Here is a 13,224-nt window from a genome sequence, read left to right as displayed (position 1 = left end):
GAACGGCCCTTCGGCATCCTCGTGCCGGGGGGCCGTTCCCGATGTCGGAAACACATGCGCCGTGCCGACGGCGTGCGACGTATGCTGATGCCGTGGGAACGCTCTACTACGGGGATTCAGGCACCCCCATCGGCATCGAGGACCGGGCGCTGGCGCACCTGAAGATCGCCATCACCACCAAGCTCCGCCGTGGCGAGAGCTTCACCCTGTCGTGGCGTCACACCGACGACCAGCCACGCGGTCGCAGCACGCTGTGGCTGCATCCGTCGATCCCTTTGCGGTTCGTGTTCGACGAGCCTGAAGCGCCCGAGCTGAGCCGGGGATGGATCGAGGACCTCATGCGCTCGGCCAACAGCACGGGCGGCATCCAACTCGTGCCCGAGCACCTCGACACCGACCCCATCCCGACGAGCGCCGGCCAGCCCGTGCAGGTGGGCGTCGACGTGCAGGAGGTCGAGACCGGCAGCGAGAGCGAGACGCAGCCCGTCTAGCAACGACCAGGATGGGATTCACGGAGGAGGACCCATGGACGTGACGCATGACACGGACCGCGGAGCCATCGAGCGCTGGTGGCCGCACCTCTCCATCGAGGGCAAGCATCGCCTGCTCGCCGAGCTCACCGGACCGGTCGACGCCGAGACGGGCGCCGAGATCGAGTCGATCACGGGCGAGCCGGCGCCCGATCGGCTCACGCCGGCCGAGCAGCGCTTCGTGCTCACCCAGATCGAACCGGTCGACTGAGCTTCGCGGCATCCGCCCCGTTCGTCGACGGGGCGCGGATGCCGCTACTCGGCCTCCATCGGGTCGTCGTCTGCGGGCTCGGGCACGAACTGCAGCCCGGCGGTGCTGTTGGCCGAGAGGAGCATCTGCTCGATCCAGAGCCGGTTGAGCTTCGGTGCACGGTTGCCGCTGAAGATGAACTGCAGCGGGATCGACTCGTGCAGCCACATCGTGGTGCGTCCGCTGCCGTTCTCGACCCCGTGCTCCCAGGTCATGGCGAAGCTCTCCGACCGGCGCAGCTTGTTGAGGATCGCGACGCGCAGATGGGCGAGGGTGCGATCGTCGATCTCGATCTCGCGTGTCGAGGAGTTGTAGATGAGCTTGCCCATGCCGGAACTCTAGTCGCGGCAGACGGCGGCGGATACATCGGGCTCGAGGGGCCGCGGAGGTTCCGTCGTTCGTGGTATGCGGCCGCGTCGGAACCCGGCATGCCGGGCGCTCGTCCGACACGTGATGACGGGGTCGATCGTCAGATGACGTGGCCGTCGGGATCGAGCGGATCGCCGTTCTCGCGACTCGGCTTACGCGGATCCAGGGGATCCATCGCGCGCTGCAGTTCGTCGAGATCGGTCAAGCCGGTGTCGTCGTAGCGACCGGACGGCGGGAGGTCGCGGACGCGTTCGAGGACGTCGGGCGAGAGGGTCGACGCGTCGGGCGCGTCGGGGCTGGATGCTGCTTCGGGGGCGTCGGGTCCGCCTGCCTCCGTCGTCGGTTCGGTGACCCGACCGAGCGACTGGTCCATGGTGTTGCTCCTTCCAGTGCACGCGGATGCCTCGGGGCATCCGTGTCGTCTTCACGCTACGCCGCGGGGTGGGCCCCGGCGAGCCCTTGACGACACCAGTCTGCCCGGTTACGGCGTCAGCGCTCACGGGGCGCGCGCGGCAGTGCCGCATCACGTGCCGTGTAGCCGCGCCGGAAGACCACGCGACCCGCGTCGACCCGTTCGACGTCGTCCCACGCGACGAGGAAGGTGCCGCGGTGCAGCCAGCGCTGGAATCTGGCGATGAGGAGAGGTCCGTCTTCATCGCGTCGCTCGTACCCCCACGTCGAGAACCGGCTGTGCGGGCTCACCAGCAGCCCGGTCACGACGGTGTCCGCGAGCAGCTGCCTGGGCGCGCCCGACACCTCGAGGCGCACGTCGATCACGGCGCCGACGCGTCGACCGTCGGCGTCGACGGCGTCGGAGTCGAGCAGGTCACTCAGGAGCATGGCGTCCTCCGGGAATGCGCCCGATGAGGTGGCGGCTCACCCAGCGCTCGGCCCAGGTGGCGTCGAGCGCATCCCCGGCCACCCCGAGATGGATCACGGTGCCCACCTCGGAGACGAGACGCCATGGGATGCGGATCGTGCGGGCGGCCGGCGCGTGGCCGCCGAACAGGCGCATCACGAGCTGCGGGCCGGTGAGGATCGCCGACACGGTGGGGCGCGGCGACCCGGGTTCGATGGGCGCGCCGACCTCGATCCCGTCCAACTCGAGGTCGTCGGCGGTGGTCACGGGCACGTCGTCGCGATCGAGCACCTGCCGATCGAGGACGTGCAGGTGGGCATCGAGCACCTGTCCTGCCGGAGGCGGCGCGGCATCCGTCTGGAAGGCGTCGGGGTTCTCGGTCATGCGCCGGCTCCCGTCACGATGAGCAGGGGGATGGCCGCGATCGCCGCGGCCAGGATGATGACCAGGTAGACCTGGCCCACGAAGTTCATGGCGCGACCGTTGACCTCGTCGCCCATGTACTCGCGGTCGTTCGCGATGATGAGGATCGGCAGGTACGTGAGCGGCAGCGCGACCGCCGAGAACACGACCGAGTACTCGGTGACGAGGATCGGGTCGACGCCGGTCGCCAGGATCGCGACCGCGATGAGCAGGGCGATGATCATCGAGAGGTGGAAGCGCGCGGCCTTGGCGGGCTTGCGGAACTTGCCCCACGACCAGCCGAAGTACTGCGCCAGCGTGTACCCGCTCGACAGCGTCGTCTCGAGGGCGGCGCCGAACGTCGCGGCGAGGATGCCCACGATCACGAACGCCAGCGCGACCTTGCCGCCGGCCTCGGCGACGGGCAGCACGACCTGGCTGAGGCTCGTCACGTCGATGGCCTGGGGGAGCAGCACCACGGCAGCGCAGCCGGCGATCGCGAGGGAGAGCAGGCCGCCGAGCGGGAAGCCGACGAGCACGTTGAGCCTCGACTTCGCGAGGTCCTGCTTCGTCCACTGCTCCTCGATCGCGCCGGACGAGAAGAAGAAGACCTCGTAGGGGGTCATCGCCGCGCCGAACAGCGCGACCGCATAGAACCAGTACGTCGCGACCGGCTCATCCGACGGCGGCCCGGGCTGAAGTGCCTGCCCGGCGAGCTGCCCCCAGTCGGGCGAGAGCATGAACAGCGCGACCGCGAACACGATCAGCGTGAGGCCGAGCAGGCCCGTCACGTTCTCGAGCAGCTTGAACCGCGCCCGCCAGATCACGATCCACACGCCGAAGGCGGCGACGGGGATCCACCAGCCGGGGGCCACGCTCGTCGCGAGTTGCAGCGCGAGCGCGACGCCGCCGATCTCCGCGGTCACCGTCAGGAGGTTGATGAGGAAGGAGGCCGCGAGGTTGGCGAGCCCCGCCCGGGGTCCGAGTCGCTCGCGGATGATCTCGAAGGTCGCCCGTCCGCTCACCGCGGCGACCCGCCCCGACATCTGCGCGTAGATGCAGATGCCGACGACGCCGATGAGCACGACCCAGGCGAGGCTCATGCCGAATCGCGATCCGACGACCGCGTTCGTCACGAGGTCCCCGATGTCGACGAAGCCGCCGATCGCCGTGAGGATGCCGAGCGCGACGGCGAAGAGCTTGCTCATCCGTCGCTCCCGGCGGGGCCGGCGGGCGAGTCGGCGGGCGAGTCGGCATCGGCGTCGACGGTCTGCTCGAGTGCGGTGAGCCCGTCGGCGGCGGCGTCGAGCTGCGGCACGACGGCCTCGAGCGATCCGACGCCGGAGGCCAGGGCGTCTCGGGCCGCATTCACCGCGTCGAGCGCGGCGTCGAGTGCGTCGAGCACCTCGGTGCGGGTCTCGGACTCGGCCTCCGACGCGGCATCCGTGCCGGCGACCTCGCCGCTCGCGGCGACGAGCTCGCGCCGCGCGTCGCCGAGCGTCGCGAGCGCCGTCGTGGTGAACGTGCGTTCGTCGAGCTGCTGGTCGACCACCAGGCGAGCGGTCTCGGTCGCCGCCACGCCCTGGCCGACTGCGGCCTCGAAGGTCGCCTCGGGGCTCGCGCACCCGGCCAGCAGCGGCACGGCCAGCACGAGCGCAGCGGATGCCGCGGCGCTCGCCGCGCGTGATCGGCGGGATGCCTGCATGCTCCGATGCTCGCGCCGGCATCCTGTACCGGCAAGGGCTTGACGCGGGCGCTCGCAACGGATCGTCGAGTTCTTGCGTTCGCTGCCGTAGCATGTCGCTCATGTCGAGGAGGCTGGCGGACGTCGCGCGCAAGGTGGGCGTGAGCGAGGCGACCGTGAGTCGCGTGCTCAACGGCAAGCCCGGGGTGTCGGCCTCGACGCGCGAGGCCGTGCTCACTGCCCTCGACGTGCTCGGCTACGAGCGGCCGACGAAGCTCCGGGGCGAGCGCGCCCGGCTCGTGGGGCTCGTGATGCCCGAGCTGCAGAACCCGATCTTCCCCGCGCTCGCCGAGGCGATCGGCGGCGGGCTCGCCCAGAACGGGTACACGCCCGTGCTCTGCATCCAGACCGCGGGCGGCATCTCCGAGTCGGACTACGTCGAGCTCCTGCTGCACCAGCAGGTGTCGGGCGTGATCTTCGCCGGCGGCGCGTACTCGCAGGCCGACGTGAACCACGACCACTACGCGCGCCTGACCGAGCTGAAGCTCCCCACGGTGCTCGTCAACGCGCCGATCGACGACCTCGGCTTCGCGACCGTGTCGTGCGACGACGCCACCTCGATGGAGCAGGCGTTCGGGCACCTGGTGCAGCTCGGCCACGAGCGCATCGGCATCCTGCTCGGACCGAGCGACCACATCCCGTCGCGCCGCAAGCACGCCGCGGCCCTGCGCATGGCCGAGCGGCACGGTGTCGAGCTCGGCGAGGACCGGGTCGTGCACTCGCTGTACTCCCTGGAGTCGGGGCAGACCGCCGCGACCAAGCTGCTCGCCGCCGGTGTCACGGGCATCATCTGCGCGAGCGACCCCATGGCGCTGGGCGCGATCCGTGCGGTGCGCCGGGCCGGGTTGCGCGTTCCCCAGGACGTGTCCGTGATCGGCTACGACGACTCCGCGCTCATGAACTGCACCGAGCCGCCGCTCACGACGGTGCGCCAGCCGATCGAGGCGATGGGCCGCATGGTCATCGAGCTGCTCATGCGGCAGATGTCGAGCGAGGCCGCGATCGGCGACGAAGTGTTCTTCGCGCCCGAGCTCGTGGTGCGCGCCTCGACGGCGCCGGCGCCGCGCTGACCCGCCGCCGCAGCATCCGTTCTCAGGAACCGCCCGCGCCCTCGCTTCGCACGGCGCTCCGCCGCAGCATCCGTTTCTCAGGAACCGCCCAAGCCCACGGTGCGCTTCTCAGGACGACACGCAGCCCGCGCCCGCCCTGCCGCGCAGATCTCCTGAGAAAGGGAAAGGGAGGGAACGCGAAACGCAGCGAGCAGGGGTCGTGCCGGAAATACGCAAGGCGCTCTCGCAACTTCATGAAATCACTCGCAAGCTGATGCTTGATTGTTGAAAAGTTGCATCAATCTGTTGCTCTCATTACGTTTTCCCGGTATCGACGCCGTCGTCCCCCGGGATCCGGCGCGCCGCCCGCCCGCCGCACCGAGGAGAACGACAGCGTGACCATGCCACTCACGGAACCCGGCACGGTGCCTCCCGCACTCGTGGAGGACCCGCTGTGGTGGCGTGACGCCGTGATCTACCAGGTCTACGTGCGCAGCTTCGCCGATTCCGACGGCGACGGTACGGGCGACCTGCGCGGCGTGCGCAGCCGGCTCGGCTACCTCAAGGAGCTCGGCGTCGACGCGCTCTGGTTCAACCCGTGGTATCCGTCGCCGCTGGCCGACGGCGGCTACGACGTGTCGGACTACCGCGACATCCACCCGACATTCGGCACCCTCGAGGACGCCGAGCTGCTCATCAGCGAGGCGCTCGAGCTCGGCATCCGCACGATCATCGACGTCGTCCCGAACCACATCTCGAGCGAGCACCCGTGGTTCCGGCAGGCGCTCGCGGCCGGCCCCGGCAGCCCCGAGCGCGCCCGGTTCTGGTTCCACCCCGGCAAGGGCGACGGCGGCGACGAGATGCCGACGAAGTGGATCTCGAACTTCCAGGGCGACACGTGGACCCGCACCACGAACCCCGACGGCACGCCGGGGGAGTGGTACCTGCACCTCTTCACGCCCGAGCAGCCCGACCTCAACTGGAACCACCCCGACGTGCGCGCAGAGCACGAGGACATCCTGCGGTTCTGGTTCGACCGCGGCGTCGCCGGCGTGCGGATCGACTCGGCGGGCCTGCTCATCAAGGACCCCGCGCTGCCCGAGGTGCCCGAGGTCGTCGCGCCGGGGCAGCATCCCACCGAGGACCGCGACGAGGTGCACGACGTGTACCGCGCCTGGCGCCGCATCGCCGACGAGTACGACGGCACGCGCGTCCTGGTCGGCGAGGTGTGGGTGCCCGATGCCGCCCGCTTCGCGGCCTACCTGCGCCCCGACGAGATGCACACGGCGTTCAACTTCGACTTCATGGCGCGTCCGTGGGATGCCGCGGAGCTCCGCGCCTCGATCGACCTCATGCTCGACGCACATGCCCCGGTCGGCGCGCCCAGCACCTGGGTGCTCTCGAACCACGACGTGACGCGGCCGGTCACCCGATACGGACGCGAGGACTCGGGCTTCGCCTTCGCGCGGAAGCGGTTCGGCACGCCGACCGACCTCGAGCTCGGCCGCCGCCGCGCCCGCGCCGCCGCGCTGCTCACCGCCGCCCTGCCGGGCTCGCTCTACCTCTACCAGGGCGACGAGCTCGGCCTGCCCGAGGTCGAGCTGCCGCGCGAGGTGCTCGAGGACCCGATGCACTTCCGCTCGGGCGGGGTCGACCCGGGCCGCGACGGATGCCGCGTGCCGCTGCCCTGGCGGGGCACCGCGTCGCCCTTCGGGTTCAGCACCGCGGCAGCATCCGCCGCACCATGGCTGCCGCAGCCGGCCGAGTGGGCCGCCCTCACCGTGCAGGCGCAGGAGGCCGACCCGGGCTCCATGCTGTGGCTCTACCGGCAGGCGCTGCGCATCCGCAAGCGCGAGGCCGCGCTCGGTGACGGCACTCTGACCTGGCTGCCGAGCGAGCCGACGGCGCTCGTGTTCCGGCGCGGCGACGACGTGGTCAACGTCACGAACCTCGGCAGCGAGCCGATGGCCCTGCCCGACCACGACCGCATCCTCCTCTCCAGCACCCCGCTCGTCGGCGGGATGCTGCCATCCGACTCCACGGCCTGGCTCCACCGGATCGCCTGACCGTCGAGGCCGCGGCCCGCACCACGCCGCGGCAGCCCCTCACCACAACCCTCAAACACAGCACCGAAAGGACTGGACAATGAAGTCACCACGCAGCATCGCGATCGCGGGCATCGCCGCCGTCGCGATGGTGGGCGCGCTCTCCGCGTGCAGCCAGGGCGCCGCCGACGACGGGAAGCTCGAGCTCCGCGTCGCCACCTTCCCGCCCGGGGCCGACCAGGCCGCATACGACGCCTTCGCCGAGCAGGAGCAGCAGTTCGAGGAGCTCCACCCCGACATCGACATCGTCGGCCTCGAGTACGAGTGGACCGCCCCGACCTTCGCCGCGCAGCTCGCCGGCGGCAGCCTGCCCGACGTCTTCACGGTGCCGTTCACCGATTCGAAGACCCTCCTCGAGAACGGCCAGCTCATGGACGTGACCGACGAGGTGAAGGAGCTCGGCTACGCCGACAAGTTCAACCCGATCATCATCTCGGAGGTCACCGACTCCGACGGTCGCATCTACGGGTTCCCGCGCCAGGCCTACGCGAACGGCCTGCACTACAACCGGGACCTGTTCGAGCAGGCCGGCCTCGACCCCGACCAGCCGCCGGCGACGTGGGACGAGGTCCGTGAGGCGGCGAAGACCATCGCCGAGAAGACCGGCAAGGCCGGGTACGCGACCATGGCCACCGGCAACACGGGCGGCTGGCAGCTCTCGGTGCAGGCGGACTCGCGCGGCGCCGAGCTGCAGCAGGACAACGGCGACGGCACCTACACGTCGAGCATCGACAACGACGCGACGAAGTCCACGCTCGAGTTCCTGCACGACCTCCGCTGGGAGGACGACTCGATGGGCGCGAACTTCGACCTCGACTGGGGCAGCATCAACCAGGAGTTCGCGGCCGGCAACATCGGCATGTACACCTCGGGATCCGACGTCTACACCGCCCTCGTGCGCGACTTCGGCATGGACCCCGACCAGTACGGCCTCACCGTCATCCCGACGGAGAACGAGGGCGGCGTGCTGGGAGGCGGCGACATCGCCGTCATGCCGCCGACGCTCGACGACGACACCAAGGCCGCCGCGGTCGAGTGGATCGACTGGTACTACATGCAGAAGCTCCTGAACGAGGATGCCGCGGTCGCTGACGCCAAGGCGCTCGCCGCGTCCGACCAGGCCGTCGGCACGCCCGTGCTGCCGGTGCTCGACCGTGAGACCTACGACCAGCAGCAGGAGTGGATCGCCCCTTACGTCAACGTGCCGCAGGACCAGATGACCGGATTCATCGACGGCATCTTCGACCAGACGCCGGTCGGCGAGTTCAAGGGCCAGACGCAGCCGATCTACGCGCTCATGGACAACCTGGTGCAGGCCGTGCTGACCGACCAGAACGCCGACATCGACGCGCTCCTGAAGCAGATCGACGTCGACGCGCAGGCGCTGCTCGACGAGTAGCCCGTGACCGCGGGTTGAGGTGCCGGCTCCGCCGGCGTCTCGAAACCCCTCCTCCCCGGGCGGGCTTCGAGACGGGCTCCGCCCTCCTCAACCCGCGGCACACGTTCCCCGGACCACCGAAGGACACCGATGACCCTCACCGCCAAGCCCGCGGCCGCGCGTCCCGCTCCCGACGCGGAGGCGCCGCCCGCGGCATCCGCTCGCCCGAATCGGCGGCGCACCCCGAAGACCTGGATCCGCGGCGGCGGCCTCTGGAACCTCGCGTTCCTGACTCCGATGCTCATCGTGTTCGGGGTGTTCAGTTGGTCGCCCATCGTGCAGTCGGTGGTCATGAGCTTCCAGCGCACGAACCTCGTGTCGACGCCCGAGTGGGTCGGCATCGACAACTTCGTGAACGTGCTCAGCGACCCGAACCTCGGCGTCGCGATCGCGAACACGCTGTACTTCGCCGTGCTGGCGCTCATCCTCGGGTTCCCGCTGCCGCTCATCCTCGCGGTCATGATGAGCGAGGTGCGCCGCGGCAAGGGCCTGTACAGCGCGCTCGCGTACCTGCCGGTCGTCATCCCGCCGGTGGTCGCGGTGCTCCTGTGGAAGGTGTTCTACAACGCGAGCCCCGACGGTGTCTTCAACACGATCCTCGGCTGGTTCGGCATCCCGCCGCAGCCGTGGCTGCAGTCCGCCGCGACCGCGATGCCCTCGCTCGTCATCGAGGCGACGTGGGCGGCGGCCGGCGGATCGATCATCATCTACCTCGCGGCGCTCATCTCCGTGCCGCCGGAGCTCTACGACGCCGCCGAGGTCGACGGCGCCGGGATCTGGCGCAAGCTCTGGCACGTGACGCTGCCGCAGCTGCGCGGCGTGCTCTTCATCATGCTGATCCTCCAGATCATCGCGACGTCGCAGGTGTTCCTCGAGCCCTTCCTCTTCACCGGGGGCGGACCGAACAACGCGACCCTGACGATCCTCCTCCTCATCTATCGCTACGCCTTCCAGAACAGCCTCGGCGGCGACTACGGCGAGGCCACCGCGCTCAGCCTGATGCTCGCGATCTTCCTCGGCCTCCTCAGCTGGCTGTACTTCAAGCTGACCGAACGTTGGAGCACGAATTGACCAGCGCACCCGTCCAGCCCCTGCTCGAGCGCCCCGACGGCGCCGAGGCCGACGCCGCCGACGACGCAGGCCGGCCCGGACCGACGGCCTGGCTCCGCCGGCGCCGCGTCGCCAAGGGCGCCTCCGACGAGTTCGGCGATCGCGGCGTCCTCTCGGCGTTCGATCGTCGCCGGGGGAGCGTGCGCGGCTCGCTGAGCCTCGTGCACACCTTCCTGTTCATCGGGCTCGTCGTGGCCGGCCTCGGTCCGCTGCTCTGGCTCGCGAAGGCCGCGGTCACGCCCACCCAGGACACGCTGAGCCAGCCGTTCGCGCTCTGGCCCAACGGCATCGACTGGGCGAACCTCGAGACGGCGTGGAACGACATCCACATCGACCAGTACTTCCTCAACACGATCTGGGTCGCGGCGGGCTCCTGGTTCTTCCAGCTGCTGATCGCCACCACGGCCGGGTACGCGCTGTCGGTGCTGAGACCGAAGTACGCGCCGATCCTCAATGCGCTCGTGCTCGCGACGCTGTTCATCCCCGCGGTCGTGCTGCTCGTGCCGCTCTACCTCACGGTGCTGCATCCGCCGCTCATCGACGTGTCGCTGCTCAACACGTACTGGGCGGTGTGGCTGCCGGCCGCCGCGAACGCGTTCAACATCCTCCTCGTGAAGCGCTTCTTCGACAGCCTCCCGCGTGAGGTGTTCGAGGCGGCGAAGACCGATGGCGCTGGCCCGTTCCGGGTGTTCTGGTCGATCGTGCTCCCGATGTCGAAGCCCGTGCTCGGGGTCGTCTCGGTGTTCGCGGTGATCTCGGCGTGGAAGGACTTCCTCTGGCCGCTGCTCGTGCTGCCCGACCCGGCGGTTCAGCCGCTGTCGGTGCGCCTCCCGGCCGTGCAGTCGCAGACCGAGCTCGACGTGTTCCTCGCCGCCCTCGCGATCTCGACGCTCATCCCCGTGCTGCTGTTCCTCATGTTCCAGCGGCTGTTCCTGCGCAGCGCCGGGCTCGGGGGTGCGGTCAAGGGCTGAGCGCGTCGGCCTGCGGGATGCCGCGGGCCCGCGACGCGGCATCCGTGCCCTGAGCCGTCGACGGATGCCGCAGCGCCGACGTCGCCCGTAGGCTGGTGCCGTGGAGCATCCGCGCGTGGTCGATCCGGAGCATCCGCTCGTCGAACGGGTGCGGCGGATCTGCCTCGCCCTGCCCGAGGCCGTCGAGGTGGAGGCGTGGGGACGGCCGACGTTCCGCGCCGCGAAGCCGATCTTCGTGCACGTCGCCGCGACGGCGGAGCGGCCGCTGTCGATCGTCGTGAAGACCGACCCCGAGGAGCACTTCGCGCTGCTCCAGGACGGCCGCTTCTCCGGCGTGCCGTACTACAGCCGCGATCACTGGGTGGGCGCCGACCTGGACGCGCCCGACACCGACTGGGAGCTCCTCGCCGAGCTCATCGAGACGTCGTACCGGCAGGTGGCGAACCGACGCCAGGTGGCGGCGCTCGACGCGCTGCGGCCCGATCACGCCGACCAGTGAGCGATGACGGATGCCGCGGGGCCGCACGGGCCGGCTCGATTGGCGCGAACGGAGCACGTGGGTTAGAGTTACGTGGTTGCCTGATCGCCGATGAAGCGCGGGCGACATCCCATGCGCCCGTAGCTCAATGGATAGAGCATCTGACTACGGATCAGAAGGTTGGGGGTTCGAGTCCCTCCGGGCGCGCGGTGAGAAAGCGGTTCGCGAAAGCGAGCCGCTTTCGTCGTTTCCGGGGGCGCTGTGTCGGATTCGGGCCGCCGACGGCGGGCGATGCCCCGAACGGGGGGTGCACGCCGTCGGACACGCCGTGCAGGCTGGGAATCAGCCGATGATCGGTGTGTTCCCTGCGTAACGCCGATGGCCGGTGTCGTCGGCCGCCGTTATGCTCGGCACACATCTGATTCCCGTGATCGAGAGTTCGGATATGAGGGGTGCGCGTGCCGGGGACTTCCCGGCGTCGTCGAACCGGGGGGATCGGCGACGGCGACGCGAGGTCCGCTCCGGCAGCGCCGACCGTGAGGGGCACGGTCGGCCGCTTCGTGGACCCACGACCAGCGCGCTCCGCCGGCCCGGCTCGCAGCGCTTCGACCCGCTGCGCGGTGCCGCGGTCATGCGACGCGCCTACGCCACGCTCATCGCGCTCGCCGTGGCCATCATCGCGTTCCACGAGTTCTCGTCGAGCTTCACGAGCGTCCAGTCCGGCGACGCCCGGCCGGGAGGACTCGACGCGATCGGGTTCATGTGGGCGCTGCCGTCGCTCGCCGCGGGTGTCGTGGTGGGTGCCGCCCTCGTCGTGGCATCCGCGTCGAAGGGCGGCGTGGCGGCCCTGCGACGACTGGGACTGCCCGGCCTCGGTCGCGACGCCCGAGCCCGCGCCAACGGCATGACCTGGGGGGCCATCGCGGTGCTCGGCGTGCACTTCACCCGCCAGGCGTTCGAGGTGTTCCCGGGGGGCCACGTCGTGGCGGCGGTCGCGCTCGGCTCGGTGCTCGGCTATGGCACGTTCCGACTGCATCGCCACGCGATCGACCACGAGGCCTACCGCACCTTCAACCTCGTCGCGATGCTGCTCGCGGCGGGCAGCCTCGCGAGCATGAGCCTCACGCCGACCGGCGAGTGGTGGACGCACAACTTCAGCACCCTCGGCACGTCCGACGACTTCGCGGCGGCCTGCTTCAACGTCGCGATCGTCGTGTCGGGCGCCGGCATGGCCGCGATGTCGGCCGGCCTCACGCGCGCCGTCCGCGACCCGCGGTACGGCGTGCGGCGTGGCGGGCTCGCCGCGATGCGGGTACTCATCGTCCTGATCGGCATGAGCCTCATGGGCGTCGGCCTCGTGCCGATCGACGGCGCGACCGACCTCCACAACCTCGCCGCGTGCGGGGCGGCCGCCTCGTTCGCGGTGCTGTGCCTCGGCGTGCAGGTCTGGGCTCGGCGGCTCCCGCGCCCCCTCGTGGTGGCCTCCTACGGGTCGATCGCGATCGAGGTCGTCGCGATGTTCGCGTACGACGGCATCGGCGTCTTCAACCTCACCGTCTTCGAGATCGTCGCGTTCACCCTCGTGTTCGCCTGGCTCATCGCCCTCGTGGCCATCACGCACGCAGCGCCCGACCCCGCCGTCGACGATCGGCGACACGTCCGACGCATCCGTGCCGCTGCCGCCCTGCGCGCCCATGCCGTCACCGCCGATCGTCCCCGCACGCGCGCCGCCCAGGACCACGCGTTCCCGAGGATGCGGGGGCGGACTCCGCGTGCACCGGCCAGGGCCGCCGCATCGCACGACGTGCACCGCGCACTGCGCCGCCACGCGAATCGAGCCGACGAGCCGCCAGACGCCGGAAACGGTCGCCCGCAGGAATTCCGCACGGCCCGAACCGCGTTGTCCTGAGCAGGAGGAC

The 13,224-nt window shown here is 70.4% G+C and carries 15 protein-coding genes and 1 tRNA gene; 10 read left to right on the top strand and 6 right to left on the bottom strand.

Annotation, left to right across the window (positions count from 1 at the left end; all coding sequences use genetic code 11):
• Nucleotides 1-92: 92 nt before the first annotated feature.
• A complete protein-coding gene (locus ACWGO8_RS06350; protein ID WP_452042249.1) occupies nt 93-491 on the top strand; it encodes a DUF7882 family protein in 399 nt (132 codons plus the stop codon).
• 34 nt (nt 492-525) lie between these two features.
• A complete protein-coding gene (locus ACWGO8_RS06345) occupies nt 526-741 on the top strand; it encodes a hypothetical protein (protein ID WP_452042248.1) in 216 nt (71 codons plus the stop codon).
• 44 nt (nt 742-785) lie between these two features.
• On the opposite strand, the gene ACWGO8_RS06340 is transcribed toward ACWGO8_RS06345, so the two are convergent.
• From ACWGO8_RS06340 to ACWGO8_RS06315, 6 genes are all read right to left on the bottom strand, one after another.
• Nucleotides 786-1,109: a DUF7882 family protein gene (locus ACWGO8_RS06340; protein ID WP_376952617.1), complete on the bottom strand. Its 324-nt coding sequence runs from the start codon at nt 1,107-1,109 to the stop codon at nt 786-788.
• Nucleotides 1,110-1,249: 140 nt separating this feature from the next.
• Entirely contained in the window at nt 1,250-1,522 is a 273-nt protein-coding gene (locus ACWGO8_RS06335; RefSeq protein ID WP_452042247.1) for a hypothetical protein, read from the bottom strand.
• Between the two features lie 116 nt (nt 1,523-1,638).
• Entirely contained in the window at nt 1,639-1,989 is a 351-nt protein-coding gene (locus tag ACWGO8_RS06330; protein ID WP_452042246.1) for a PRC-barrel domain-containing protein, read from the bottom strand.
• Nucleotides 1,976-2,392, bottom strand: coding sequence for a hypothetical protein (locus ACWGO8_RS06325; RefSeq protein WP_452042245.1), 417 nt, complete (start codon nt 2,390-2,392; stop codon nt 1,976-1,978). The genes ACWGO8_RS06330 and ACWGO8_RS06325 overlap by 14 nt, the downstream gene beginning before the upstream one ends.
• A complete protein-coding gene (locus ACWGO8_RS06320; RefSeq protein WP_452042244.1) occupies nt 2,389-3,618 on the bottom strand; it encodes an NRAMP family divalent metal transporter in 1,230 nt (409 codons plus the stop codon). Before ACWGO8_RS06320 ends, ACWGO8_RS06325 begins: the two co-directional genes overlap by 4 nt.
• Nucleotides 3,615-4,115, bottom strand: a complete 501-nt coding sequence (locus ACWGO8_RS06315) for a hypothetical protein (RefSeq protein ID WP_452042243.1) — start codon at nt 4,113-4,115, stop codon at nt 3,615-3,617. Before ACWGO8_RS06315 ends, ACWGO8_RS06320 begins: the two co-directional genes overlap by 4 nt.
• A gap of 101 nt (nt 4,116-4,216) precedes the next feature.
• Between ACWGO8_RS06315 and ACWGO8_RS06310 the strand changes: the two genes are divergently transcribed.
• From ACWGO8_RS06310 to ACWGO8_RS06275, 8 genes are all read left to right on the top strand, one after another.
• A complete protein-coding gene (locus tag ACWGO8_RS06310) occupies nt 4,217-5,224 on the top strand; it encodes a LacI family DNA-binding transcriptional regulator (RefSeq protein WP_452042242.1) in 1,008 nt (335 codons plus the stop codon).
• 380 nt (nt 5,225-5,604) lie between these two features.
• Nucleotides 5,605-7,269, top strand: coding sequence for a glycoside hydrolase family 13 protein (locus ACWGO8_RS06305; RefSeq protein WP_452043527.1), 1,665 nt, complete (start codon nt 5,605-5,607; stop codon nt 7,267-7,269).
• 79 nt (nt 7,270-7,348) lie between these two features.
• Complete coding sequence (locus ACWGO8_RS06300; protein WP_452042241.1) at nt 7,349-8,707, top strand: ABC transporter substrate-binding protein; 1,359 nt, start codon at nt 7,349-7,351, stop codon at nt 8,705-8,707.
• 129 nt (nt 8,708-8,836) lie between these two features.
• Nucleotides 8,837-9,817, top strand: coding sequence for a carbohydrate ABC transporter permease (locus ACWGO8_RS06295; protein ID WP_452042240.1), 981 nt, complete (start codon nt 8,837-8,839; stop codon nt 9,815-9,817).
• The gene (locus ACWGO8_RS06290; protein WP_452042239.1) at nt 9,814-10,827 is read left to right on the top strand and encodes a carbohydrate ABC transporter permease; all 1,014 of its coding nucleotides are present in this window, start codon (nt 9,814-9,816) and stop codon (nt 10,825-10,827) included. Before ACWGO8_RS06295 ends, ACWGO8_RS06290 begins: the two co-directional genes overlap by 4 nt.
• Before the next feature lie 100 nt (nt 10,828-10,927).
• Nucleotides 10,928-11,326: an MmcQ/YjbR family DNA-binding protein gene (locus tag ACWGO8_RS06285; protein ID WP_452042238.1), complete on the top strand. Its 399-nt coding sequence runs from the start codon at nt 10,928-10,930 to the stop codon at nt 11,324-11,326.
• Nucleotides 11,327-11,439: 113 nt separating this feature from the next.
• Nucleotides 11,440-11,512, top strand: a tRNA-Arg gene (locus ACWGO8_RS06280).
• 238 nt (nt 11,513-11,750) lie between these two features.
• Entirely contained in the window at nt 11,751-13,214 is a 1,464-nt protein-coding gene (locus ACWGO8_RS06275) for a DUF998 domain-containing protein (RefSeq protein ID WP_452042237.1), read from the top strand.
• Nucleotides 13,215-13,224: the final 10 nt, after the last annotated feature.

Source organism: Agromyces sp. NPDC055661 (assembly GCF_053618135.1).
Note: the sequence above shows the minus strand (reverse complement) of the source record. Positions and strands in the feature narration are given on the sequence as shown.

Coding starts and splice junctions, on each gene's coding strand:
- ACWGO8_RS06345 (WP_452042248.1), top strand. CDS start 526: ATGGACGTGACGCATGACACGGACCGCGGAGCCATCGAGCGCTGGTGG.
- ACWGO8_RS06340 (WP_376952617.1), bottom strand. CDS start 1,109: ATGGGCAAGCTCATCTACAACTCCTCGACACGCGAGATCGAGATCGAC.
- ACWGO8_RS06335 (WP_452042247.1), bottom strand. CDS start 1,522: ATGGACCAGTCGCTCGGTCGGGTCACCGAACCGACGACGGAGGCAGGC.
- ACWGO8_RS06330 (WP_452042246.1), bottom strand. CDS start 1,989: ATGCTCCTGAGTGACCTGCTCGACTCCGACGCCGTCGACGCCGACGGT.
- ACWGO8_RS06325 (WP_452042245.1), bottom strand. CDS start 2,392: ATGACCGAGAACCCCGACGCCTTCCAGACGGATGCCGCGCCGCCTCCG.
- ACWGO8_RS06320 (WP_452042244.1), bottom strand. CDS start 3,618: ATGAGCAAGCTCTTCGCCGTCGCGCTCGGCATCCTCACGGCGATCGGC.
- ACWGO8_RS06315 (WP_452042243.1), bottom strand. CDS start 4,115: ATGCAGGCATCCCGCCGATCACGCGCGGCGAGCGCCGCGGCATCCGCT.
- ACWGO8_RS06310 (WP_452042242.1), top strand. CDS start 4,217: ATGTCGAGGAGGCTGGCGGACGTCGCGCGCAAGGTGGGCGTGAGCGAG.
- ACWGO8_RS06305 (WP_452043527.1), top strand. CDS start 5,605: ATGCCACTCACGGAACCCGGCACGGTGCCTCCCGCACTCGTGGAGGAC.
- ACWGO8_RS06300 (WP_452042241.1), top strand. CDS start 7,349: ATGAAGTCACCACGCAGCATCGCGATCGCGGGCATCGCCGCCGTCGCG.
- ACWGO8_RS06295 (WP_452042240.1), top strand. CDS start 8,837: ATGACCCTCACCGCCAAGCCCGCGGCCGCGCGTCCCGCTCCCGACGCG.
- ACWGO8_RS06275 (WP_452042237.1), top strand. CDS start 11,751: ATGAGGGGTGCGCGTGCCGGGGACTTCCCGGCGTCGTCGAACCGGGGG.